Annotated in this window: 18 protein-coding genes; 3 read left to right on the top strand and 15 right to left on the bottom strand. The window is 37.6% G+C overall.

What is annotated here, in order from left to right:
- Positions 1-349: 349 nt before the first annotated feature.
- From ACQ4XT_RS14120 to ACQ4XT_RS14105, 4 genes are all read right to left on the bottom strand, one after another.
- Positions 350-3,334: a hypothetical protein gene (locus ACQ4XT_RS14120; RefSeq protein ID WP_446854231.1), complete on the bottom strand. Its 2,985-nt coding sequence runs from the start codon at positions 3,332-3,334 to the stop codon at positions 350-352.
- Positions 3,335-3,566: 232 nt separating this feature from the next.
- Positions 3,567-3,782: a hypothetical protein gene (locus ACQ4XT_RS14115; RefSeq protein WP_446854230.1), complete on the bottom strand. Its 216-nt coding sequence runs from the start codon at positions 3,780-3,782 to the stop codon at positions 3,567-3,569.
- Between the two features lie 123 nt (positions 3,783-3,905).
- Positions 3,906-5,240, bottom strand: coding sequence for a D-serine ammonia-lyase (dsdA, locus tag ACQ4XT_RS14110; RefSeq protein WP_446854229.1), 1,335 nt, complete (start codon positions 5,238-5,240; stop codon positions 3,906-3,908).
- 141 nt (positions 5,241-5,381) lie between these two features.
- Positions 5,382-5,627 carry a hypothetical protein gene (locus ACQ4XT_RS14105; RefSeq protein ID WP_446854228.1) on the bottom strand — a complete coding sequence of 82 codons (246 nt, stop codon included), beginning with the start codon at positions 5,625-5,627 and terminating at the stop codon, positions 5,382-5,384.
- Between the two features lie 510 nt (positions 5,628-6,137).
- Between ACQ4XT_RS14105 and dptF the strand changes: the two genes are divergently transcribed.
- The 3 genes from dptF to dptH are packed head-to-tail and all read left to right on the top strand — an operon-like array spanning position 6,138 to position 14,950.
- Positions 6,138-8,423 (top strand): DNA phosphorothioation-dependent restriction protein DptF, encoded by a 2,286-nt coding sequence (gene dptF / locus ACQ4XT_RS14100; protein ID WP_446854227.1) that lies wholly within the window; start codon positions 6,138-6,140, stop codon positions 8,421-8,423.
- 4 nt (positions 8,424-8,427) lie between these two features.
- Positions 8,428-9,831 carry a DNA phosphorothioation-dependent restriction protein DptG gene (gene dptG / locus ACQ4XT_RS14095; RefSeq protein ID WP_446854226.1) on the top strand — a complete coding sequence of 468 codons (1,404 nt, stop codon included), beginning with the start codon at positions 8,428-8,430 and terminating at the stop codon, positions 9,829-9,831.
- Positions 9,812-14,950 carry a DNA phosphorothioation-dependent restriction protein DptH gene (dptH, locus tag ACQ4XT_RS14090; protein WP_446854225.1) on the top strand — a complete coding sequence of 1,713 codons (5,139 nt, stop codon included), beginning with the start codon at positions 9,812-9,814 and terminating at the stop codon, positions 14,948-14,950. The genes dptG and dptH overlap by 20 nt, the downstream gene beginning before the upstream one ends.
- Before the next feature lie 29 nt (positions 14,951-14,979).
- On the opposite strand, the gene ACQ4XT_RS14085 is transcribed toward dptH, so the two are convergent.
- From ACQ4XT_RS14085 to ACQ4XT_RS14035, 11 genes are all read right to left on the bottom strand, one after another.
- A complete protein-coding gene (locus tag ACQ4XT_RS14085; protein ID WP_446854224.1) occupies positions 14,980-16,107 on the bottom strand; it encodes a cysteine desulfurase family protein in 1,128 nt (375 codons plus the stop codon).
- A 12-nt stretch (positions 16,108-16,119) separates the two neighbouring features.
- Entirely contained in the window at positions 16,120-16,488 is a 369-nt protein-coding gene (dndE, locus tag ACQ4XT_RS14080; RefSeq protein ID WP_446854223.1) for a DNA sulfur modification protein DndE, read from the bottom strand.
- 1 nt (position 16,489) lies between these two features.
- Positions 16,490-18,472: a DNA sulfur modification protein DndD gene (dndD, locus tag ACQ4XT_RS14075; protein ID WP_446854222.1), complete on the bottom strand. Its 1,983-nt coding sequence runs from the start codon at positions 18,470-18,472 to the stop codon at positions 16,490-16,492.
- Complete coding sequence (gene dndC, locus ACQ4XT_RS14070; protein WP_446854221.1) at positions 18,472-20,055, bottom strand: DNA phosphorothioation system sulfurtransferase DndC; 1,584 nt, start codon at positions 20,053-20,055, stop codon at positions 18,472-18,474. The genes dndD and dndC overlap by 1 nt, the downstream gene beginning before the upstream one ends.
- Positions 20,048-21,151: a DNA sulfur modification protein DndB gene (gene dndB, locus ACQ4XT_RS14065; protein WP_446854220.1), complete on the bottom strand. Its 1,104-nt coding sequence runs from the start codon at positions 21,149-21,151 to the stop codon at positions 20,048-20,050. Before dndB ends, dndC begins: the two co-directional genes overlap by 8 nt.
- Before the next feature lie 106 nt (positions 21,152-21,257).
- Positions 21,258-21,596 carry a DnaB-like helicase C-terminal domain-containing protein gene (locus tag ACQ4XT_RS14060; protein ID WP_446854219.1) on the bottom strand — a complete coding sequence of 113 codons (339 nt, stop codon included), beginning with the start codon at positions 21,594-21,596 and terminating at the stop codon, positions 21,258-21,260.
- Positions 21,574-22,515 (bottom strand): replicative DNA helicase, encoded by a 942-nt coding sequence (locus ACQ4XT_RS14055; RefSeq protein ID WP_446854218.1) that lies wholly within the window; start codon positions 22,513-22,515, stop codon positions 21,574-21,576. Before ACQ4XT_RS14055 ends, ACQ4XT_RS14060 begins: the two co-directional genes overlap by 23 nt.
- Positions 22,505-22,837, bottom strand: coding sequence for a replicative helicase loader/inhibitor (locus ACQ4XT_RS14050; protein WP_446854217.1), 333 nt, complete (start codon positions 22,835-22,837; stop codon positions 22,505-22,507). Before ACQ4XT_RS14050 ends, ACQ4XT_RS14055 begins: the two co-directional genes overlap by 11 nt.
- The gene (locus ACQ4XT_RS14045) at positions 22,834-23,559 is read right to left on the bottom strand and encodes a DnaD domain protein (protein WP_446854216.1); all 726 of its coding nucleotides are present in this window, start codon (positions 23,557-23,559) and stop codon (positions 22,834-22,836) included. The genes ACQ4XT_RS14050 and ACQ4XT_RS14045 overlap by 4 nt, the downstream gene beginning before the upstream one ends.
- Before the next feature lie 154 nt (positions 23,560-23,713).
- A complete protein-coding gene (locus ACQ4XT_RS14040) occupies positions 23,714-24,586 on the bottom strand; it encodes a TIGR03943 family putative permease subunit (RefSeq protein WP_446854215.1) in 873 nt (290 codons plus the stop codon).
- A 7-nt stretch (positions 24,587-24,593) separates the two neighbouring features.
- Positions 24,594-25,607 carry a permease gene (locus ACQ4XT_RS14035; RefSeq protein WP_446854214.1) on the bottom strand — a complete coding sequence of 338 codons (1,014 nt, stop codon included), beginning with the start codon at positions 25,605-25,607 and terminating at the stop codon, positions 24,594-24,596.
- Positions 25,608-25,680 lie beyond the last annotated feature (73 nt).

The following is a 25,680-nucleotide window of genomic DNA, read 5'->3' as shown; positions in this document are numbered from 1 at the left end:
TCAATAACCAATCCAATCTATAAAATTAGAGACGAGTAGGAGAGTGACTGAAAGGATGTAACTACAAATGATTTATAAACAACAGAATGAATAACCAACTTGTAGCCATCTTATAAACGGAAGCGCGGGGACCATCGGGACCAGCGCTTCCGTTTAATCTTCGTGGTTATAGTAGACTTTGCATCTCTTATCTCCGCCAGTTAATATATGGACTTATTACTAATTGAGTTCTTTCAAGATAATTTCTGAAATCCTAGTATGCAGTAAGAGTAATATGTCCTATATCAAAACCATTACCAATAATAAATAACTTCAATAGCATAACCTCCGTAATCGGTATATTTATATTTCAGTCTTTGCTATATACTTCCACGTTATGTTCGCCCCATTTATGATGACTTATGGAGACCACGACAGCAGAATACCTTTTTAATTTCTCGGAATATTGACCATTGTTTATATACTCTTTTACAGCATTGACTGCTTCAGATAACGCATCTGCTTGTGAATACTTTGCCTCCCAGCAAAACATATCGTGACCTAATGAATCCATTTCATCGGATGTCCACTTATAGTCTTCTTTAGTATAGCTACTAGTCGCAATCACCTGTAGGTACCATCCATAATCTTTGTTGTCAAAAACAGCTTTCTCATATATGTGGAATATGATTGCCTTTGCATCTTTGGGTAAACCATAGTCTAATAGGGGATTTATCCAATCCTCAAATCGTTTGTGAGAAAAGGCAAACTGCCTCATATGAATATCAGCCTCAGCCTCAAGGCTCACTATCCCAAACTTATCCAAATCACTCTCATCAATCTTGCAACCACCTAGTAAAAGGAAATATATATAAATTGCTTTCTCACGAATGGCATCTATCTGTTTGCTATCATAAAGGTTATGTTTGTGTAGATGACCGTTACGGTAGTTCACACGCCAATCATTGAGCGTATCGACAATATGCCTCTTCACATAAGAATTCACCACAAAAATTGCCCCATAACGTTTTGCGAATTTTATTAGAGAACCCAATGTTGTGTCAATTAAATCCTCATTTGCTCTTGTGAAGTCTATTAGGTCGTTTGAGCCTTTTCTCTTTATTGTTTTTCCGCTATCTATCGACAATCTTACTATTGAATAAAGGAGTTGCTCTACTGATTTTAAATATCCTGTAACAACGGCTGTTTGATCCAAACTGTTAGTAACCTTATTTATACTGTAGTACCATTCAGAGCTAACAAAACTATCTGCAAAATCACAAGAACCTGTCATTGCTCTGTAAAGTCCACGATTAATATAATTATCAGAAAGAATATCAGCCTGACCCTTATATATATCGCCTGGTAATTTCTTCAGATAATCAGAGTTATGCAACATTTGAGATTTGCTCTTATTGAATTTAGCAATAGAGTCATCAGTTGGTGCAATAACAGTGTTGAAGCCAACACATGTCCTAGCACGCTCGTTAAAATCCGTAACATATTCCATGAACACAGAAAACTCGTCTGGCCCAAAGTATGTATCAAAGAAATCCTTGATCAAGGTTACCTGTATAAAACCATCGCTTTGCTTGGCAGCATATTCTATTTCCTCATTAAAGACTCTAATTGGAATATCACCCCTCGGATTATTCAAACGGATATACTTAACAGCGTCAATATCATATTTCTTTAATCGCTCAATTTCATTTGGTACCAAACTAGGGGGTTTGCTAGTAACAAGATATCCAACTCTTTTTCTGTTTTCAACTAGTATGAAATGGAAAGGTAACTTTTTTTTCTGCTGTTCAGGGAGCATCCGAGAAAACTTAGAATCAACAGGATACATTTCGTAATGCATACCATTTTGTTCAAACAATTTTATGAGCAATTTTGATATCGCACTAATTGCTCTTACCTCATTTGTAGCCACTATTGAACTATAAACTCTAAAGTCATTGCCACCTATATCATAAATGCGTCCTGTATTTTCTCTAAGGTGGGTATTAAGTGGTGATGATAAATTATCTCTGCTTTTAACTACTCTCTTGAGTAATTGATCAAATGTATAGAAGTACAGGTTTCTATTATCGATCTTTGTTTCTATTTCTAAAGACGAAATCAAAACCTCACGCTGATTACCCTCAATAACTTTATCAGATTTAAGTTGGAAGAGACCTTTTATATCATCATGCATAAACTTGGAGTCCTGCTTAAAGGCAACCGCAAAATGTGCAATGCCGATAAAATTAATATTCAGGAGGAAGTCCTTTGCGAAGTCATTTTTCATTCCTTTATTCTGCATGGTAGCCTTAGTGAAAGCAGCTGATTTCTCAACAACATTAAATGTGATAGAGGAAATCGTTACCATCCTTGTGAGAGCTCTGCTATTTGCTGGTATAAAGTTCTTTGTTTTCAGCTTTTTCAAATCTGCAAACGAGTGAACACCTTTCTCTTGCATCTCCATGCAAAGTCTTCTTACAAAATAAAAGCCCTTCACGATGCAATCATTCAAGAGCACCGGCAATGCCTGTTTCGACAGTTCGTGTGTAACTCCAAGTTCTGTACGTAAGTCAACACGTACACCTTTGAAGTACGTGCTATTAAAAATCTTAGAAATCAACGCTGAGAATTTGATTTCGTCCTCTCGATATTTAAAAGTCATATCCTTTACTACTGGAAGGACTGATATTTCTTTGAAAAAGGACAATATTGGGCCTGGAATTCCTGTACCCTTGCCAGCGTTATGGCTTGAACCAGCCATATCACTCACAAGGTGAAATGCCCAAATGACGGTTCCATTGAAGATTTTCTCTTTACATGTCGAACCAATTCGTTCATCGTTCGGAAAGTCTTTCATAATAAAATCACCTTCTGTATCGGTTCCATATCCTTTACCTGTAAACTGAGAAAGGATAGACATAAAGAGTCCCACAATCGTAGGATGATGAGCGAAATCACGCAAATGATGCTGAAGTCCTCCACCAAATTCGGGAGTGAGACGGTCACTTGGAATTTTATAGGCACTTTCTAGATACTTAATGGCACCATCCAGTTCTTTGCCTTTATAGCCTTTGCTTTGTGAGACTTTAAGAACAAAATCGCTTACTTCTTTACGTCCCCAGGACTGTGCATCGGAAAGTGAAAAATCACCAACCCAAAAAATATCAAGTACGGCTGTCAAGGTTCCACAGAAAGCAGCTATTTGATAATCCAGTTTATCAGCGGAGGCATCATCTGCTTCAAAACTCTGTCTATTTTCGATAAGAATATCGTAGGAAGCTTTAGATTCATCTTCGGTCTTTTGTATATACCTGAATTCATTGGCTTGGCTATTTACTTTGTTTTCACTCATAAAACCGTTCCTCCGTTTTCTGTTTTTGTTTTGCCATCCGGCAATACAAAAGACTGTTCATATTTAACGCCCACTACATCAGTTATGGCATGTAACTCGTCTAAGGTGTTGCTTCCGTGTTTAGGCTCTTACTAAAGTTTTGAGGTATCTGTGTAATTCAGAAATGTTTATATTCATTTCGCTACAAGTTGTAGAATCATATCCGACGTCTTCATTTGTGACACCTCTATTATTACACATTCTTACGGAACGTTTCGTTGTACTGTGCAACAACAGTGCGATGATGATCCACTTGAGTTTTGGCCTGTCCTCTGTTTAGAGAATTCTCACAATAGAAACACTTGTTTTCAAAGTATTGAAGCAGCACTCGTTCAAACGGATTTAAAGTAGAGGGCTTAGCAATACTTTCCTTTTCCAGCAAGTAATTGATGTGTGGAACCTCCGGCAAGTACCCAATGAAATTCTCAGTATGTATTTTAATGACTTAAATATTCGTACCGCCATTATGGAACCATGGGACAAAATTTTCTATAACTGAATTCACAGGATCATCTCAAGCAGGATAGTCTTTCTATTCCTCCCGCTTAAGAAATGTTTTACCTTTAGAAACAAAACCTTCCATAATTTCTCTTGGCACCAGACTTCCACCTGTTGCCCAGACTAAATGAGTCGCATGACTTAAACGGGAGCCATACATGCCGTCTAACTGTTTTTGAATGTCAATGGAAGAAGGACCGTACATGCCAGCAAGTGCCGATGGCTCGAGGGAAATTCCTTCCGAATCATGCAAAAGGGCTAATAGCTTGTACAAGTTTTCGTCGCTGATCGTATAAATGCCGTTCACCATATTTTCTACCAACCGGCCAGCCAAAGCGGATGGTCGTCCAACAGCTAATCCATCAGCTTCCGTCTTATTATCAAGCCCGATATCCTGTACAGAAATGTCCTCATGTTTTCCTGTGGCAAGTCCAAGCATCATGCAAGGGGAGCTGGTCGGCTCTGCAAAATAACAGTGGACATGATCCCCGAAAACATACTTCAGTCCATAAGTGATCCCCGCAGGGCCTCCTCCTACACCGCAAGGTAAATAAACCACCAGGGGGTTGTCCGCATCAACCGTGATATTTTCCTGTTTTAATTGCTCCTTAAGGCGCAAAGCAGCCACGGCATAGCCTAAAAATAAATCCTTGGAATTTTCGTCATCAATAAAATAACAGTTGTTTTGCTCCTGACATTGTCTCCGTCCTTCGTTTACGGCAAAAGAAAAATCCTTATCATGCTCAACCACTACTACACCTTTATCCCTGAGTAACTCTTTCTTCCATTCTTTCGCGTCCACGGACATATGGACCCTTACCTGAAAACCTAAAGCAGCACTCATGATGCCTATACTTAGAGCCAGATTGCCTGTGGATCCTACAGCTATCGAAAAGTTGGAAAAGAACTGCTTGAATTCGGGATTAGCTAACTTGGAATAGTCGTCATCTTTTGTAAGCTTACAATGTTTTAAGGCCAGCCCTTCCGCGTATTTTAATATTTCATAAATACCTCCTCGCGCTTTTATGGACCCTGCTATCGGAAGATCGTGATCACACTTTACATACAAATGGCCGGGAATGGATTGCTGGAACCGCTTTTCCAATTCCTGTTGCATAGAAGGTATGCTGCGAATGGGAGATTCAATGATTCCGTTCATTTTCTTGGTTTCTGGAAATACTTTAGCTAAATATGGAGTAAATCTTTGAAGAAGCATTTCTGCTTCATGAAGGTCTTTGGTAGGAATAGGCAGATTTTTTTCAAGCGTGTGATAAGGTTCAAGTGATTCATTAGACCAAAACGTCTCTTTCTTATTTTTTAACTGCTCAATCAATTCTTCTTTGCTCCTATAAGTACTTTCAGAACTCATAAAATCCTCCTTTAGTTCATTTATAATTAAAGTAACAAAATATAGAGAATATTTAACATGCTTACCTATTAAAGGATGTTCATGGAATTAAATTATAACGTGGGTCAAAAGAGCGGCTGCTATATCTGCCCCCTTTTTATTTTATAAGAACCCCAACACTTTCCTGACTTCTCCGCCGACTATGTATTGCAAAAATCCTGTAATTTCCAGCAAGCAAACTAATATGGCCAGCAAATATATAGCTAGTACGAAACTTTTAGCGTGGTGCATCGTTTTCTTTAGTAATTGTGTATCTTCCCTTTCTACTTCTCCATCTTCTTCCTCTGGTAGTGTTGTAGGGATCATAGCTACGATAAGCGCACAAGCAATAGATAAACCGAGAAACAAGAAAGGACCTCCCTCATTCGGAAACATTTGTCTCACCTCGAATCCTTAATTTACAACGTATATGTCACATGCCATTTGCATTTGAGGTATTCCTACTCGCGACTTTTCTCATTAAAGCTAAAATCAATTTAGAAAAGGAGACAGGTATTTTGTACAGTAAACTTGAAATTATTTACTTTCCGCTAAGCGGACAAAAGGTCATTATCGATATAATGGAACCCGACCTTTATATAGCGACGTGCAACTTCAATTCCATTAACAATAAGGCAGGGTCTTCCTCCAAATCATATGCAGTAAAAAAATCATAAATTTCATATTAAAAGACCATTCTACTTAAAAAACAGAAGGAATCTATTCCTCCTATTCATACTCCCTAGGTCCCTTGACTTGTCTATTCCACCTGATATTTTCTATACAATCACTTTCATAATTTATAATTGTGACTTTCGAACAGTTACCAATACTATGATAAAATAAAAATAAATAAAAGGACTTAGGAGTGTCGGCGAAATGCACGGATCAGGTTGTATATTTAAATTTATAGAGGAATTGAATCCAGAAGCATACATAAGTGCATACAAACTGGAACAATCCGTCTTTGATGACCCTCAAGTTGCCTGCATAAGTGGTAGGCAAACATTGGAGTCAATAATTAATGATGTCATTGAACGTGAAGAAATTACATATTTCAGTAAGTTATTCGACAAGATCATACACCTCGATAAACATGGGTACTTCACCAAAATAGTTAAAAGTAATATGGACACGATAAGGAGTTTCGGAAACAAAGCAGCACATGAACCCGCCTTTGATGACCTAGAGTCTGCTATTAAAGTCTATAAAGCAACATATGAAGTTTGTAAGTGGTACGCAGAAGTTTATTCATTTAATTTAAAAATACCAGAATACAGGAACCCCCTACCTATTAAGACCACTAGCATTAACGACGATGACTTGGTGGAAAAAGTATTAGAAAAGTTGCGTAATCAGAAGCAAGAGGATATAGACAAAAATGACTATTCAGGGGAACCAAAATTACAAACAGATGAGAAATTAATTAATTACGAATTAAAAGATAATCAAAGCTACCTCCTTAAAGAACTAAAAAAATTACAAGAGTCTTCCCAAGAAGCAGTTGAGAGTCCTGAAGAGTTTAGTAAACTAAAAGGTTACATGCATATTGATCGGAAAATACAAAAAGACCTTGAACTTATTTTAGAACAAGAAAAAACTAAGCAGGGACCATCTCTAATCTTACTAAGTGGTAGTGTCGGGGACGGAAAATCCCACTTGCTGTCGTATTTGAGAAAAAATGAAAACGAGCTCCTCAGCGATTACAGACTTTATAACGATGCAACAGAGAGCTTTGATCCTAAAAAGAGTGCGATACAAACGTTAAGCGAAGAGCTTGAGGGTTTTTCTGATCAAATGATTGATCAGAGTAATGACCGTATAATAATAGCTATTAACTTAGGAATTCTAAACAACTTCCTTGAAGCTGATCACGGTGATAAAACCTTTAACAAGCTCAAAGGGTTTATACAAGAAAGCAAAATATTCGAGTCAAACATTACTGGAAAATATTGTGAAGGTTTTTTTAATATTATAAGTTTTAGTGATTACCAACCTTTTGAGTTATCAAAAGAAGGTCCGAGATCATCTTTCTTTGAGTCTGCCTTTTCAAAGATCTTTTCAGATCACCAACAGAATCCTTTTTACCAGGCATATAAAAAAGATGCAGAACGTGGTATAGATTGGGTGGTTCATCAAAACTACAAGTTTCTTATGAATGAATCTGTACAGCAACATATTGTTAGGCTTCTAATCAATAACCTAATAAAGCATAAACTTGTAATATCAGCTAGAGCTTTATTTAATTTCATTGCTGATATTGTAATTCCAGAAGGTTATGTGGAGGGTGATGAACTGCAGTGGGGACCATTTGAGAAAATAAATTGCACCACTCCTAGTTTGTTGTTTAAACGTAAAGATAGGTCGTATATTTTAAAATCTATGGTAAATTTAGATCCGATTGGTTATAGAAGTAAACGAGTGGATGAAATACTAATTGACTTGAACACATTAGAGGACTGGGGAAGCGTAGTAAAGGAGCTTATTGCAGAACCTGTATCATACAAATGGATGATGCAATTCATAGATTTGAAAAAGGACTTAAAAGTAACTGGAGAAAGTTTCACTTATTCAAGTGAACAAGAATTCTTTCAAGCAGTAGTACGAACAGCCTTTTTAACTTCTAAGGAGCTAAACAAAGAGGTTTCCGTAAGTTCATTTGATAATTATATTAGCTATTTGTATGCTTTCAACAAAAAAGACCTTACACAAATCCAAGAATTATATGAAAAAGTAAAAGGATCTATATTTAAGTGGAAAGGAAGTCCAAAAAGAAATTACATTTACCTTAATGATTGGGGTAAGTTTAAAGTAGCCCAAATGCTTAATTTGAAGCCCTATGTTGAGCATCTCGATTACCAAGAAGAGGATTTACTTTATAATTTCAGCACGACGTTAACAGTAGGATTTCATGGGGGTAAATCACCTGAGAAAGTGATGCTAAACGTTGACTTTTACTTATATAGTTTAATTGAAATGATTTTGGGAGGTTATTGCCCGAATAAAAAGGATGAAGAGGACGCCATTCAATTCGTAGAGTTCCTCGACAAGATTATGAGCTACGGAAATTATAAAGAGGAGCTTCTAGTTCACATACCCGATGAAGAAAAAATGTACAGATTAGAAAAAAATGAATTTAGTGGTTTCACATTTGAAAGGGAGTAAATCAATGAATAACAGATTGCATATCGAAAAGTTAGACGAAATCGTCGCTCCCAAGAGACATACTAAAGGGAAGATTGATGATGTTTTACCTTTTTCAGGTAATGATTCAAAGAACATGATTAAAGGGGAATTTAAATCTGTTGTAGGAGAATTTTCCAGAAAGGTCTCAAATCAAAACCTAAAAGATGACAGTGACCCAATGATGCTTAAAGCTAAAGATCAAAACCCTGAAAATAGCTTTGTGAAAAAAATCAGTAATAATGTAAAAAGTGATAGTGATCAAGGGAACTATGATTTAGAAAGGCTATTTAGTAGCCTTCTATTCAATGAACAGGAGGATGTTAAGGTAATACATCCACATATATTTAAGTACTACCCTCTATCATCAGGTAAAAAGAAACCCCTTGAAAAAAAGGTTTCTAAATTTCTAAATGAGATTCTAAGTCATAATGGTGTTGAAGACCTTTCGTATGCGTTCGAGAAAAGTGATGATGAAGACTTATTAGTGTCTATGATTCTTCATAATTTAGATGAATTAGATGTGCAAAATGAATCGAGTAGTTATAAGTTATTGATCCCGGAAATATCACGTTTGTTTAGAGAAGACTTGAAGTTTATTAGTAGTCATAAAGACTTCTTCTTAAATAACTTTCAAACTTTACTACAGCATTATTACTTCCTCTATGTATCGCAAATTACTTTTAAATTTGAACAAGTAGAGAAAGCAGATTACACAAAAATAGATAGCCTATTCTATTCTTTGGATTGGGAAGCATTAAATAAGAGGCGGAAAGCCTTTGATGGAATGTACAATTTCAAGGTATTAAAGGAGCGCTCCTCTTCTACCTTTGTTCACGTTCATACACAGGCACAACTTAGTCATAATTGGTTGAATCCCAATCTGAAGTTTTTAACCTATTCTGAATTAAGAACTTTATTGGAAGATGAAGCTAGTGAGGAAGAGCTTAGACAATATATAGAAGACCTAAACCTATGGTTGGAATTATATAGCGAGAAGCTAAAAATTACTAGGCCCAAACCGGTGTCTAATTTGATTGAAGGATTTAAAACATTATATAACCTTCTAAAATTGGGAATGTCTGCGGAAGTTTGCAAGAATCACGGAAAGCTAATCGAAGACGCTGCTTATGGAAAGTTCCTTAAAACAAGAGGAAGTTTAGGACATACTTTAAATATTACACAAGATTTTCTATTGCTCTTAACTGTTCTTGCGGTTAAAGATAAAAAAAGGATTCCTTTAAAGAACCTCTTCCAAGAATTTAGAAAACGAGGTGTTGCATTGGATCGTTATTCACAACAAGAAGTCACAGTCCTGTTAGACAATCTAAATATTATAGAAAAGAAAAGTGATAGTGGTGATGCTCAATATGTCAAAGCAATTCTTTAATTATATAAGTGAAATGTTAGTTAAGCAGCTCAACGGCCAAGTAAGTCCAGGAGATCGATACTACCTTCAAATGGATGACCCTCAGGAAATACAGTACATAGTTGACGCTATGGAAATTTTAAATGGAGTTGAAAGATTTCCTTATAAACACGAAAGTGGATCAACGTATGATACCTTTGCTATCAATTTAAATGGCGTCAAGCTTGTCGTTGCATCCACTTCTTCCGGAGTAACACCCGACTTCTTAGTTACATTAAGAAACGAGGTTGGTGATCAAAAAGGAATATGGCAAGACACATCCTTACTAAGTTTAGTCTCTGAACAATTGGACAGCATCCAAGGTGGAAGTAGTGACCTTCAAAAAGAAGGGATGCCTCTCCACCCACAATCTTTGTATCATTACCTTACGGATGAAATAACCAACAGCGTTTTAGAAAAAGTAGACCAAGTAATTCTCCAAGAAAACTTAAACAAACTCATTGAAGATCAGTACTTACAACAAGTTTCTTTATTGGATTTTAAAGATATTTTCGAAGTTTTGGAAAAGGGATCTATTCAGGATAAAGATTATGTGAATTTCGGACTCTTTAAAGATTATGATTTAGTAAAAAAACCTGGAAAAGAACTTAATAAACGCCTCCGAGACAATCGTGAACTCTTTGAATATGTTCGAAAGGCTCATGAGTTTAGTACATCTATAGAAGACGACCTTGATAAGAAGTTCAGTAGTAAAGGGGTAAATGAACTTAAGAAAGAAGACTGGACTGAAGTTTCTTTCTCTATAGTATATACAGCGTGGGAAGATAAAGAAAAAGAAAATAAAAATGCCAAGGTTAATCTAAGTGAGTTAAAAGTTCCTGACTTTAAGTTTTGGGATAGACCCCAAAAAGAAACTACCGCCGGTAACAGAAAAAGGCAAATTGTTATTTTTAACACTGAGCAAAAAGAAACGGTTAGCTTACAAGCCAAGTTTGAAGTATCTGGTAGTGCTACAAAGAGCTTAAGTAGTAATTTTACAAAGGTTCAAAAGCAGTTCCAATCTTATGTTACAACTAAAGTTGGAAACAAGAATCTAAATATAGATATCAGATGTTCTCCGAACGATGTCACATTTGCACGTGTAAACTATAAGCATGAAAATAAAGCTTCTTTAGGAGCAGAATTCAATATTGTTATACTACCGTTTGGCGAGGGTTATTTAGAATCAGTTAAGACTCGTTACACCGTTAATCCTTCAAAAAAATTTGTAGAAATTAAAACTGATGATGAACTCAAAATTGGCAGTTCATCAGATGAGCAACAAATCGATATAACTGAGGATAAGCAGTCTATCCAACTAAATAATGAAGATGAGAGTTTGGCCTTATGCCCCCAAGCTGATGCATTTAATGATGAAGGTCAATTAACTATTCTATTGGAGATAGAAAATTCACCCCCTTTATCCATATTACTGAACAATGAGTCACCAGATGCTACTCCCATCAGAGCTTTAAGAATATGGCGTTTAAAACGCGAATTGCAAAAAGACTTTGTTTACGATAACAACAAACTTACAATAGGCAATAGAGAATTTTTCACGCACTCTGAGTACACAAGGTTCCTTGCATGGGAAGATGAATTTATAAAAAACAAAATGCTGGCTGCTCGTTTAGAATCCGATTTAATAGTTGATGAGCCTTTAAGTGTGAGTGGCCCACTGAAAGAATCCTTTTTGAAGCTGTTAAGCTACTTTGAAACAAACAAAACAGTGCCAACACTCAGCTATGTAAGTGAAGGCTACAGATCAGTGGCCACTAACTTTTTGAGCGATTTCTTAGATCAAATACTAAATGTCAGTGGTTCACCTGCTAAAGAACGGATAGATTTATTAAGGTTGGGAACTTTAAAATCTAATAACGGAATATTTTTAACTCCCTTTAACCCGTTAGTAATAGCATATCAGCTGCAGGTCAATGAAGTGTTAGATGATCTTGAGATAGAGCAGAGTATTCTAGAAAGGCTTAAGCCTGATGCACTCTTGCCATTTATTTATGATGACAAAAACCGCCTTTATAAGCCCGATCCAGAAAATTCATTAAAAGAATGGGTTAAATACAAGCCAGTTAATCAAGTCACAATCTCTGATGCCTCAAGTTATCTAGCTAAAGTTGTAGAAGATAAATTCAAACAGTTTGAAGAGCACTTTAAGTATTTATTTTTAGAGGGATCTAATGCACCTCTTAAAATAAATATCGTGAACGTAAATAATGATCACGAAATTCTAAAGGGTATATTAAATTGGTTAATTGCAAGAATTGATAAAAAAGGACCAGAACAAATCAATCCAATTGAAGCTTCATTATATTTAAAAGAAGTTCAAGACACTGCTTTTGATGAATTCTCTAGTCTAAAAGAACCGGAAGAGGTATCACATAAATACAATGTAAAACTTAAGGCGAAAAACTATGATGAGTATGATATGTTGAGGTTCATTAGACAATCGCTTAGATACTTTAAATTCAATACAAACGTTGAATTAAAATATGCTCACCTTACTTTTTACAAAATGATGGGAGAAGAAAACATAGTATTCCATCCCATGAACGAAATGATAACCGGAGTCAGTCTAGATGGTTTACTATCTTCAGTTCCTTCTATGAAAAGCCAAGATTCATATAAAAGCGGCTTTGGGATTAAAGCATATGAGGACTCAGATAGTCAGCTACTCAAAGTAATAAAAGGTTTAAACGAACTAGCTGCAAACTGTAACAATCAAGGCTTCAATGCTTACAGTAAAAGTCAATCTATTATGTCTAGAACCACAATTGATGACGAAGAGACATTAGAGAGTTTATTTAATTCATCATATTGGGTTACTTTCCTGGATCCAACTGTAGACTTAGACTTCTTCCAATCTTACCAAAGGAACTTAGTGGTTATTCATTACAGTGACCAATACACTTCGTCTAGTCGTTATGATGCAATCACGGTTACGGATAAATCTAGTCAGTACAACAACGCTATTAAAGAGTTTTTACACAAACATGATATTAATGTGGATGACCATGAAGTCAATCAAGTTATTAAAGCATTTAATGCATTTAACGGTGAATGGCTATTACGGATTGTAGGTAGTAAAGGTTATTATGACAAAGAAAAGCTAAGTATAATTTCAGCTATTAAATACTCCCTAACATACTTTAACCATAAAGATATTATGTGGGTACCTATTTCACTAGAAGAAGTTTTGCGTGTAGCTGGTGCAGTTGGGTTAAATAAAAAAAATGGAGTATTCACCGCTAAGAACCTTGGCGTCAGTGGTTCGCATAGTGATGATTTGCTTCTTATAGGGCTTGAAACTGACAAAAAGGAAGTAAAATTACATTTCTATCCAATTGAAGTTAAGATTGGTCATAATAATTCAGCCGTTATCGATAAAGCCAAAGAACAACTACGTAATACAAAAAAATTATTTGAAGAAAATTTAACCAAAGTTGATGTGAACGGTAAAAATAACTTTAATCATCAATTTTATCGCCAATTCTTTGTTCAATTGCTAATTGCAAATATGAATAAGCTTAAACAAAGTGGACTATGGGATGAAAAGTCCTATTCCATTTCAAATGATGTAAGGTATAAATTACTCAGTGATCAGTTCGAGGTTTCTGAACAATTTATCCCTATTATAGGGAAAGGGGCAATAGTTTCCTTTGAGAGAGAAAGATATGTACGGACTGTGGATTTTGAAGATCAGATTACTATTTTAAATCTGCCAGAGAGCGATGGCTTTAAAGGAATTGTAGAACCTGTCCATACATTAGCAAACGATATAGTCGCTGAAAAAACAGATTTTCCAATAGATAACCTTTTGTATTATAACTATAAATATAACTCTATAGAAGAGGATGACGAGTTCCAAGAATATGTGGTAGGAAAACACACACTAGAGCACGAACATGAGGATAAACCAATAAAGGATGATATTGAGGAGCCTTTAACTTTTCCAGAGAATAACCTAGAAGATGTTCGCGTCCTTATAGGTGAAGCGGTAGGATCTAATAAAAAGATATATTGGGAATACGGAAATAAGCAGTTAGCAAATAGACATATGTTAATCTCCGGAAAATCCGGTCAAGGTAAAACATATTTTATGCAATGTTTATTGCTTGAACAGGCCCTCCACCATATTTCAAGCATAATAATAGATTATACTGAGGGCTTCCTTCCTAACCAATTGGAGGTTGAATTTGTAGAAAGTTTAGGTGAAAAACTCAGCCAATCGATTGTATATAACGAAGGATTTCCTATAAATCCTTTTAAAAAGAACATGAGAAATATCGGCGGAATTGAACTACAAGAAACCGAAACAGATATAGCAGAAAGAATTAAAAGTGTGTTCTCAGCAGTCTATTCGTCTCTTGGAATACAACAGCTCAATGCCATCTACGAAGCCACTAAGAAGGGTGTAGGGAAATATGGGGACCAAATGACGCTAACTCAGCTGAAATTTGAGTTAGAAGAGCTCGGAACTTCTTACGCGCAAAAAACATTATCACAAATCAGCAATCTAATTGATCGTAACCCCTTTAGATCAGGTAAAGAAGAAATGGATTGGGGCAAGATTATTAATAGTGATGGTACAGTTAATGTTATTCAGTTAACTGGTTATCCAAGAGACGTTCAATTAATGATCACTGAATTTATACTTTGGGATTTGTGGAATTATTCTGTTCGAAATGGAAATAAGGACTACCCCATACCGGTAGTTATGGACGAAGCACAGAATTTAGACCACAGAGAAAATTCACCTTCTGCTAGAATTCTGACAGAAGGAAGAAAATTTGGTTGGTCAGGTTGGTATGCAACACAATTTCTAAAGTCACAACTTGATTCGGATGAACTAGCAAGACTTCAAAACTCTTCACAAAAAATTTATTTTTCTCCTCCTGAGCAGGAAGTGAGTACAATAGCGAATAGCTTAGCTAAGGATAAAGAAGATAAACGGTACTGGGAGCAAAAGCTATCCTCTTTAAAAAAAGGACAGTGTATCGTACACGCACCAATAAGATTGCCAAATGGAGAGCTATCTAACCCAGTTACTCAAGTGGTAAATATTAGTTCACTTAATAGTAGGATTTAAAAAAACAAGCGCGTTGAGCGCTTGTTTTTTTATAACTCATTAAAGATATTTAATTCACTTTTATTTGTATAGGGGGACATAGAAATTCGAATTGTAGATCTTATGTGATCCAAACTATAGCCCATAGCCTGTAGAACATGACTAGGCTTCCCTGTACTACAAGCCGAGCCAGTTGATAAGGATACATACGGAGCCAGCTTTTTTGCAAGCAATTCGTTATTTACCCCTTTAAAAGTGACACTTAGTATACCTGGGATTTTATCCCTCATGTCATGATTTAGATTGATCTGACCTCTAAACTTCTTTTGTAGTATCTCTGTTAAATATTGTTCATTCTCTTCCAGAGAACAAACATTACTTTTGTGCATTCTATTTGCTACTTCAGCAGCTTTACCAAAACCTACAATGTTATGAACGGGTAATGTACCACTCCTATACCCTTCTTCTTGCTCTCCTCCATGTAGTAAAGGAGTAATTTTAGTAGGTAAACCCAAATGATTAGATCTAATAAAAGCAGCACCAGTTCCTTTAGGACCATGTACTTTATGGGCGGAGCAAGACATAAATGTTAAACCAGGAAGTTCTTCTAAGTTAATATCGATTTTCCCCACAACTTGTGTAGCATCAGAATGGAAGAAAATATTGTGTTCTCCACATAATTGAGCGATTTCTTTTATTGGATTTAGAGAACCAACTTCATTGTTCCCCCAAATTACTGATAAAAGTAAAGGTGGATCATTATCAATAATCTCTTTGATTTCATCTAGATCCACCCTTCCATAATGATCCACTTCCAGATAGGTCACTCTAAAACCTTTTGTCTCTAGATACTTACAAGTTTCCAACACGGAGGGATGCTCCACTTTAGAAGTGACGATATGATTTCCAAGCTCATTTGAGTAGAAATCAGCCACTCCTTTAATAATAAAGTTATTACTTTCGGTAGCACCACTTGTAAATATAACTTCTGCTTTCTCACAACCAATTAAATCAGAGATTGTTGTTCTAGCTTCCTTCACAGCGCTCTTAGCACTTTCTGCTCTAGCATAATACTTACTCGACGGATTACCGAATTCTTCAAATAGGTAAGGAAGCATCGCATCTTTAACCTCTGGTAAGACTTGAGTTGTGGCACTGTTATCAAGATAAAGAGACATATTTACTCCCCTTTAAATTTTCATTAAATTATGGTAGAACTTTTCAGCGTTACCTGCATGCTTATATTCATTTTCCAGTATCGTAATGCCTCTTTCTAAATGCGCATTAAATAACTTCGGAAAGAACTCTTCGTCCGAGATCTCTCGTTGTGAATACTGTGTTATCAATGCCTTGTACACATAGTCGTATTCACCTGTCAGAGTGTTTCTGTTGAACTCTATACCAGACGAATCTTCAACTTCTGTATCCGGCTCTTCATTTATTTTCAATGATAACGATACAGCCAGTCTAGACAAGACATTCGGTGTTAATTTTGTTGTTGATTGAAGTGATTTTAGAGTGTCTGCAGTTTTAGATGAAGTTTTAAGACGAAAATTCATTTTAAACCACCTCATTATCTTTCACAAAGAAGTAATTAGACTTAATGTCCACACCATGTGTCTCATTGTCAAATTCTAACGTGTACACATGAGACAAGTACGGTTTAATAATTTGGTAATGATACTCGTCGATTTCAGTATCAGTTGAAAGAACCAACGTTTGTTCACCGCTTAAAGGTATTAACTCACTTAGAACAGTTGACTTGTGCGTTTTGTCCAATCTACCTAACAAAGTATCAAAGATAAATGGCACTCTGCGACCAGACACTTCGAACATTGCCCATATAAGCGAGAGAAGAAGAATTTCTTTTTCGCCTGCAGATAGTTTATCCATGAACAGTTCGTTATGATTCTTATCGAACAACTGTATTTCAAACGTTTCAGGAACTATAGATATACTTTCAATATATTTTTGCTTTCTCATAAGCTTTTTTAGCATTTTCATTGCTTGTGCTTCTACTTCTTGTAATTTCCTCTGTAACTGCCTGCTACGGAATTCCTTGCTCGTATTAATTAAGTCATTCAAAAGATTCAAAGCATTTTTTTGTTTATGATTCTTAAAAATTTCTTTTTGTTTCTCTTCAATTAGATTCTTTGTTGCTACTATTTCATCATTTGTATGCTGCAGTTGTTGTTCCATACTTTGTTGATTTTGTTCTTCTGATTCTATCTTAACCTTGAGTTGCTCCATTTTTTGAATCATGTGCGTAAATTCATTTGTTTCATCGTGTATATTGACTTTACTACGCAGGCTTTGTGCTTCTTTAAGAAGATCCTGGTTTTTAGTCAAAAGCTCATCGTAGTGGTCTGAAGACTTAGAATTCACTAAATCATTTACTTGAGCTACTTTATTTCTTTGATCATTTGAAGCATGATGCAGAATTAAGTCATGGTCAGGTTGCATATTTTTTATTAAACTCTTTTTTAGAGCTTCTCTCTTTGACTCATTGGGTGAAAATCCAAGGTCATCAAGGATACTGCTCAAGTGTTGATTAGTTAACTTGTTAGAGAGTTGATTAAATACTTGTTGTGTATTTTCACTATCTAGTTGCTTAACGGTTGCATCGAGTAAGTCTTTATTAAGGTTAAAAGGCAATAAAACCCCAATATAATTTTTTACCTCGTTGTTTAACTCTTTTCTAGTATTTTCGATTTCGTTTAGTTCAGCAACTAACACATCACGTTGTTCTTTATATAATCCGCCATGAGTTTCGAAATCTTTTTTTAGAGTACTTAACTCATTCTTCATGTTATCAACCGCATCACGTTTATTGTTAATCAAGTCTTCCAATTGATATTTAGAGTACTCCTTTTCCTTTAACTCTTTTTCTAAACCATCAATTTCTTGATTTAATTTATCATTAGAGTGATCCTTGGTTTTTTTATCGGAATAAGTGTTAAGGTCAGTCTCTAAATTTTCAAAAAGCTTCAAATTAAACACAACTTTTGACAACCTTTGAAGATAGGTGGATAACAAATTGTCGCCTATAATTCTGGATATTTCTTCACCATCAAATAAACAGAGGTCGAATAATTCAGGCGGCATGTTTTCTCTTAATTTTGTTTGATAAATCTCTGCTTCAGAATCACTAAGCAGTCTACCATTTTTTAAGATCCCTAGATTCTCTTTTAGTTTGTTGTTTTTTATTTCCCAACTACGTACAAATTCGTACTCAGTTTTCTCAAAGTCTTCGGTCTCATTAAAACTCAGTGTAAGTTGAAAATTACTATCTTCATTCTTTATTGCCTTTGTATTTAAATAATTATAAATTGTCTTAGTGTACTTAGCGCTTTCCGTCTTTAGTCCATATGCGTATGGACCAAATAGAGCAATTTTAATAGCGTTTAATAAAGTGGTCTTTCCTGCCCCGTTTTCCCCACCAATTAATATGACGTTTTCCCTTGATCCTTTAACGCTAAAATCAATAGTATTTTTATGCCGGTACGCTGCGAAGTTTTCTAGTGTAATTGATTTTAGTAACATTAGTTATTTCCTTTCACCACGTGTAAATAATCTTGAGTTAGAGCTTTATCAATTTCATCATACAATCCTCGTTTAACATTGAAACCAGCATAATCCTTTTCAATGCTAATAAGCTTTTTAACCAGCTTAAAGTCAATGTTATTTTGCTCACATAATATTTCTAAATCCGTAATCTGATCACGATCAAATAGGGGCTGGTCGTCATAATCCCAGTTCAACTCGTTGCCCATAACTTTTTTATAGATTTCTGGAAGTTCGTCTTCCCAATTACCTTTTTCTAACCAAAACTTTCTTATAACCCTTAGTTCTTCTTCTCTAATTAATTCAAAGTTTGGGTCAGAGGGATGTTGAATATCTCTTTGGATTTTTAACAAGTATTCTAAAATCTCTTTCCTTGTTTCCATTGTGAAAGGCCCTAACCCAAGTTGAGCGTAGCCACCATCTTTTTTACGGATTAATATATTATCATCACCAGGTGCACTTAAATCCACCTTATTTTCTGATAGGTAATGGCTTAGATTGGCTTCGTCCACCACGTTAAAATTCTTTACTTGGATAAATTTCTTGCCTCTTTTACCTTTTTTGGGAAGTATAGCTGTTAGTTTATCGTCAATTTCTTCAACCTTGATGTCATTAAAGTATATCTGACCATTCATTCTGTATTTCATTCTTCTCGTTCGGTCATCGCGAATATCTGCCAACCAATTTCGGAACTCTAATAATGGAGTCATCCATTCTTCGCCATTTTTTATAAAGCCATTTAAGGCCTTATCTTCCGTGACAACAGTACATGTCCAACAACCAAAGCGACTATTTCCACAAGAACCAGCTGATTGTTTTACCGTTTTATCAATAACTAATGGACACTCTCCACTACTTGAATCCATATACAACTTGTGAAGCTCTTCATTGTTGTCGCCCCAAGGAGACTCATAATTTAAAAGATAATCCCAAACATCATCTAAACTAAACTTCTTTATAGGGGCATATACATATGCATTTGAAAGGGTAGAGTGCTTCATCAATTGTTTGCCTTCTACAGTATGTGATTTAATTACATTAGCACGCGTGGCACTTTCATCTTCTCTAACACCAAGTAGCATAATAACTTCACCAAATTTAGATACTTTATCTTTTACGAATTTATTTGCTGGATCGATCTTCATTCGGTCCGTACACCATCTCATTTGTTGGTTAGGCGATGGATAGCCTTTTCCAATTATATTAGCCCAGAACGACTGGGTAGGTTCTGGTTTTACTTTATGAGTCTCAATTGGTAGTCCTAAATTCAATGCCTCTGTTTGAATACGGTGCAATGTTGTATTTATGGACTGTATAATTAATGGCGTTTCTACTAGTGTGTCAGATGAGATTACATAAACTTTTTTGTGGAGTTGTTCTTTATCCAACTCTTTAAGTGCTTCAAATACAATCTGACACACAACAGTGGAATCCTTCCCTCCACTATAACCAACTACCCATGGACGTTCATCTTGCAAATATACATCTTTAATCTGTTCCTTAGCCTCTTCCACTATTGTTGCTTGTTCTTGTAACATAGAAGTAATTATATTACTATCCATTATTTGCACCTGCCTTTAACTTGCTTTCGGCTTTTTTATCTTGCGAATTTAATTCCAATCCAACCTTTTGTTTAATTAAGCTTGCAGTCAATTGTATCGTAAGGTTATTCTTTTGAATTCTTCCATTACTTGAGAAAGCTCGACCTTCCCATTCTTTTATATTTGAGCGATTCCAGTCAATGTTTTTTAATGCTTTAATATACTCTTTCCAGTTTTCAGGACTTTGATTAATAGCTGCACGCCCTACTAACCCTATAGCTTCTAGAAAAACACCGTGGCCCACAATGTAGTTCATTCTGAGCTCTTTTGGGGTTATTTCTTTATTTAAAACCATTTCCCATTCGTGAATGTGACTACATAATACTGGCCAGAACTCCTTAACTAGAGCTTCTTCTTCCCCCTTAAGAGGATCGCCTTTAGCTTTATCCAAGAGCTTAAGGTTGGTATTGAAGACGTGATTCAACGCCATCAATTTTGGTGAGTTCTTAGATAGAGATACACGTTCTGTGTCCGTGTACCTTTCCAATAGTTCGTTTTCTGAAACCACTTCTTTCGTTAACATTGCAAGTTCATCTCTGTGATCATAAAGAATACCAATAGACGTAGTCGTGTTTACTGCATGTCTATTGAGGTCAGAGAAAATCTGCTGAGAATTCTCTAAGCCCTCATCCTTGAAGAAAACAACGGAAATTGTTTCATCACCCAGTTCTGGTGATATCTTTAAAGCCTCTTCTATAGCTGCACGACGGTGTTGTCCGTCATTAATGAGGAATCTAGAGTCGAGTGATATTTGTAATCTTCCTAAGTCATTCCAAGTTTGCTCATCGCTAAATGGTTGGAATTCAACTTCCCCATCAATAGATGCGGTTAAGGATGAGAATACGTAATCATCTGAGTTATCTAGTATGTAACTAGAGATCTCAGGTATCCTATTCTTATTTAAGATCCTCTGCGCACGGTACTTGGCTGGTATTTCTTCTTCATTAAATAAGAAAATTTTTGGTATGAGTCTTAGTGGACACATCACTACAAAATATTCTTTACCAGCTTGAATTCCACGTAAAGCTGGAAAGTTATAACTGAATGCGGCGTTCATGTGTATGAGCATCCCCTTCTATTACGTACGTAATATCTTATATATATAATAATAGAATACATATGTTCGCTAGTAAAGAGAAGAACCTTAAGTTTTAAAGTCTCTGTTAGGCGAAACGTCCGAACTCTTTTTCAAACCCCAACATCACCGTCCCCACAGGGCCATTTCTCTGCTTCCTCAAAATCACCTCCACTACATCACTGCCTCCCTGCGAATAGTAATCATCTCGATACAAAAAGCTGATGACATCAGCGTCCTGTTCGATATTTCCGGATTCTCTCAAATCAGACATCATCGGACGTTTGTCTTGGCGTTGTTCCACACTTCTGGAGAGTTGGGAGAGGAGGATGATCGGGATGTTGAGTTCTCGGGCGAGGAGTTTCAGTTCACGGGTGATGGCGCCGACTTCGAGGTCGCGACGTTCATAGCGGCCTTTGACGTTCATAGCGGCCTTTGACGTTCATCAGCTCCAAGTAGTCGATGATTATGATGTGATCATGGTTGGGGTCGGAAACTACGGATGATCTGATTTTTGCCGTGATGTCCTGAACGGTTTGTTGGCGCTCGTGGATGGACAGGTCCCACTCGGCGATTTCACCGATGGCATGGAAGGAACTTTTGTAGTCTTCGGCAGAGAAACACATCGAGCGCCACTTCTGTCCGTCGATGCGTGCTTCAGAAGAAATCATCCGCTGCAGCAGCTGTTTGGATCCCATTTCCAGGCTGAACAGGTCGACGGCTCCTCCGTTCTTGCAATGGTTCATGGCGATATTCAAGGCGAAGGCGGTCTTACCCATCGACGGTCGGGCAGCGACGATGATCAAATCCCCGCGCTGCGCTCCGCCGGTCATTTTGTCATAGTCATCGAATCCTGTGGCTAAACCCGTCTGGACTGGTGAGGAGATCATCTCCATGGCGATGTCACTGAGCTGTTCTTTCACCGTCTGTTCATCCGTTTCCGGGTCCTGATCCATCAGATGAAGCTGTTGCTTCAAGCCGAGCAGTGCATCAGCACTCGGGTTCTCTATGTACTTTATTGCCGACTGTCTCATTTGCTGGTTCGTGTAAGATTCGACGAGGAGTTTTTCATAGAAGTGGAAGTTCTCGGTCGTCGGCACGGATTCGGCCAGTCCCAACAGGTAGCTCACTCCCCCTACCTGAGCGATCTCATTTCCGAGATTCGTTGTGACCGTCACTATATCCACCGGTGTTCCATTGTTGTCCACCTGCTGCATCGCTAAGAAAATGCGTCGATGGTCGTGTCGGGAGAAATGCTCAGGGACGAGCGTTGTCTGCTTGATTTTCTCCCCGTCTACGAGAAAAATACCTAATACAGCCTGTTCCGTCTGTAGATTATGACTCATGGGACTTCTCCTCTGCCAGCGAACGGAGTTTGTCCATGAACCGCTGGCGGATCTCATCAGATACTTCGGCTGCTTCCGCTTCCCAAACTTTCATTTGCTCCAAGTGACGGTTTTCCTCCGGTTCATAGACTGCGATTTCTCCGATGGTCGGCGGGAACGGACTGCGGACGGCGAAATCGGAAAGCTTGGCCATTACCCCTCTATACTCCATTTCCAAAAGCTTCGGAATCAGCATATTCGCGACACGCTCGGTGATATCGAATTTCTGCGGATACAATTCACTCATCGTCTCGAGCACCTCAATGGCTTCTTCTCTCTTCATCCCTGTACCTCCTCTCTCAACTTATCGAACACCGATTTGTTCTTTTCATGCTTCGAACCTGTCCTCTTTTTCTTGTGAGTTTCCTGAGCTCGTTCCGCTCCTCTCAGGGTGCGGACGCCACCTTGCTGCCACTGTTTCAGAATGCCTTCACAATAGCTGAAGAAAGGCTTGTTGCTCTCCACCGCAAGCTTCATCGATTGGGTGACGAGTTCATCAGACATCTCTTCACACCACACGGTAATTTTTTCTGCGATGAACGGTGACAACGTTCCGATGTTGTTTTCGTAAAAGTGGTAGGGATTCTGAGCCTGCGTTTCTACTACTTCTTCTTTTTCTTTCGTTTCGTTTTGTTTACTTAATGTGTTCGACTTGTCGGTATCATTGCCGTTCGACTTGCCGCCACTGTTCTCCTCCGCACTGTCGTTCTCGCTGTCCATTTCTTCATATAAAGGGATGATCCGATAGATGGGAGCCTGGTTGCCTGGTCTCGAAGTGAACGTCACATACCCTTTCTCCACGAGTTCCTTGCGTGCTTTCCGAATGCTGCTTTCGCTCAAGTTGGATTTCAGACAAAGGACGGTCATCGAAGCCGTGAATTCTTTTTTCCAACGGGATTTGTTATTCACATGCATGAGGCTGTGCCAAAGATTAATAGCGGCAGAAGTTAGAGGATTGAATTCCTGGTGATCGTAGAAGGCGTTGATCGCTTTGATATAGTTCATTTGGATTCTCCTATTCTTATGGAAAGGTGGAGGATTTGTGCATAGAGAAACACTTCCTCAATTCTATAATCGAAGGAAGTGTGTGTTTGGTGTCTATGAATTTGAAAGTTTTTTTATTTTTTCGAAAAGGTTTGTCCCTTAATTAAGACGGACTTTAAAGAACCTTCGTCAAAATAGGGAAAATGTAAGGATTGGTCGGCTCAGGGATCGGGGTAATTTCTTTTATCTGAATGATTGGAAGTTCGACACCATTATACTCTCCAACATCGATCACACCACGCACTTCCACCCACGTATCTACACCAAAGTTAACGGCCTCGTCCGATTCACTCAACCATCCAATCACCCTGGCATCAGCGACGCAGTGGGTGATCAGAAACCTTGCTACAACGAGCTGATTGGGATCTAATCCTTCTTCTTTGTACACAAAACCTTTCATTTGTATCGTTTTGCCTTTATATTGATGAGGGTTTTCTTCTATTTCCTGATAATACGAAGCGAAAATATCTTCGTCCATCTCAACCACCTCATCGTTTAGACGCCCCATTTTCTGTTCATATTCTTCATCCGTCAAATAGTTGTTATTTGGTATTGGCTTGTTCTCATCGAGAGTATTTGGATTCGATGATGGATCCTCTTGATAAGAACTTTCTCCTTGCGGGAGAAGGGATCCTTTATTTTTGGCAATCGTAGCATCCAATGAGGTGAGATCCAGTCCAAATCCAGTACATAAAGGAAAAAGGAGAACCAGATAACTCACGCACCTTTTTACATACGACTGCTTGTGATCGTGGTCCTCAGTGCACCCGGGAGCGCAGAAGGCATGTTCGTCGGTATTTCCCTGCCACACTCTACCCAGCTGGACAAAAAACAAGAGAACGATTACTCCTGCGGCCACCTGACTCATCAGGACATATTTGGGGTTAATCAATTTCACAATCTCCCCGGTATGGTGCAATTGGATAAGAAAAAAAGCGAAGGCGGCTAATAGGATCAGTTTCAGGAATTGATAAAAGTGAAAGCGCACCGCCTACTCACCTGCCCACCAAAGATATAGTGATCGTACATAAGAAAACAATGACCGTGATCGAAAGGAATAATATGAACACGAACCTGGATTTGAACACACTCAACAGCATGATGGTATTTTTCAAATCGATCATAGGTCCATAGATTAAGAAGGCTAAAACAGCTCCGGAAGGGAACAAACTGCTAAAGGATGCTCCGATAAAAGCGTCCGCCTCTGAACATAAGGACAACACGAAAGCAAGTCCCATCATGACGACCGTCGCCCCCATCAATCCTTCTCCGAACAAAAAGAGGGACTGGGCTTGTACATACGTCTGAACAAATGCAGCAACGAATGCACCAATAATTAAGTACTTCCCCATATCAAAGAATTCGTCAATCGAATGGATACACATGCCTTTAAGCTTTTTCATGAACGATACCTCTGTTTGCGGGGACCCTTCAGAACCATACAACCCTGAAACCGAGTGTTTGAGCTGGTTCGACTTGAATAAAGTACTGATCAAGAGGGCGATCAGCAGCGCCGCAACAAAGCCCACACCCATCCGTAACCCTGCCATTTTCATATCATTCCCAAAGGCCATAAACGTGGATAGAATGACAATCGGGTTGATCAATGGTCCCGTTAGAAGAAATCCAATACTCGCGGGCAAGGGCACTCCTTTTGCTACCAGCCGCCTGACAATGGGGACGATGCCACATTCACAGGCGGGAAAAACAGATCCCACCAGGCAGCCCATCAGGATTGCCCGGTACTTATTTTGCGGGATCCACCGCTTCACATGTTCTTCTGTAATAAACATTTGAATAAACCCGGCAATGAGAACGCCAATGAGTACAAAAGGAATGGCCTCAATGATGAGACTGAGAAAAATCGTGTTCAGCTGGTTGAAAGAACCGGGAAGGATCATGGAAACACTCTTTCCCACCCATTGACTATACGTAACAAAGTAAGCAACCATAACAAAAGCTAAAACGGCTGTCACATCCAATAGTGTGTTGTAAAGCCTGAAAGTCATAGCTTCCTCCTATCCCATGCTTATTCTCGTTCCACCATCAATCATCCATTCTGCGGTCCTTAAGTTTCAGCTG

The sequence above is a fragment of the Halobacillus sp. 12SKB genome (assembly GCF_052941655.1).
Note: the sequence above shows the minus strand (reverse complement) of the source record. Positions and strands in the feature narration are given on the sequence as shown.

Bases quoted from the DNA above. Each gene is read 5' to 3' on its own strand.
- dndE (WP_446854223.1), bottom strand. From the start codon at position 16,488: ATGAATTTTCGTCTTAAAACTTCATCTAAAACTGCAGACACTCTAAAA.
- ACQ4XT_RS14060 (WP_446854219.1), bottom strand. From the start codon at position 21,596: ATGAACGTCAAAGGCCGCTATGAACGTCGCGACCTCGAAGTCGGCGCC.
- ACQ4XT_RS14120 (WP_446854231.1), bottom strand. From the start codon at position 3,334: ATGAGTGAAAACAAAGTAAATAGCCAAGCCAATGAATTCAGGTATATA.
- dndD (WP_446854222.1), bottom strand. From the start codon at position 18,472: ATGTTACTAAAATCAATTACACTAGAAAACTTCGCAGCGTACCGGCAT.
- dptH (WP_446854225.1), top strand. From the start codon at position 9,812: ATGTCAAAGCAATTCTTTAATTATATAAGTGAAATGTTAGTTAAGCAG.
- dndB (WP_446854220.1), bottom strand. From the start codon at position 21,151: ATGAACGCCGCATTCAGTTATAACTTTCCAGCTTTACGTGGAATTCAA.
- ACQ4XT_RS14055 (WP_446854218.1), bottom strand. From the start codon at position 22,515: ATGAGTCATAATCTACAGACGGAACAGGCTGTATTAGGTATTTTTCTC.
- dptF (WP_446854227.1), top strand. From the start codon at position 6,138: ATGCACGGATCAGGTTGTATATTTAAATTTATAGAGGAATTGAATCCA.
- ACQ4XT_RS14035 (WP_446854214.1), bottom strand. From the start codon at position 25,607: ATGACTTTCAGGCTTTACAACACACTATTGGATGTGACAGCCGTTTTA.
- ACQ4XT_RS14045 (WP_446854216.1), bottom strand. From the start codon at position 23,559: ATGAACTATATCAAAGCGATCAACGCCTTCTACGATCACCAGGAATTC.
- dndC (WP_446854221.1), bottom strand. From the start codon at position 20,055: ATGGATAGTAATATAATTACTTCTATGTTACAAGAACAAGCAACAATA.
- ACQ4XT_RS14050 (WP_446854217.1), bottom strand. From the start codon at position 22,837: ATGAAGAGAGAAGAAGCCATTGAGGTGCTCGAGACGATGAGTGAATTG.
- dptG (WP_446854226.1), top strand. From the start codon at position 8,428: ATGAATAACAGATTGCATATCGAAAAGTTAGACGAAATCGTCGCTCCC.
- ACQ4XT_RS14085 (WP_446854224.1), bottom strand. From the start codon at position 16,107: ATGTCTCTTTATCTTGATAACAGTGCCACAACTCAAGTCTTACCAGAG.
- dsdA (WP_446854229.1), bottom strand. From the start codon at position 5,240: ATGAGTTCTGAAAGTACTTATAGGAGCAAAGAAGAATTGATTGAGCAG.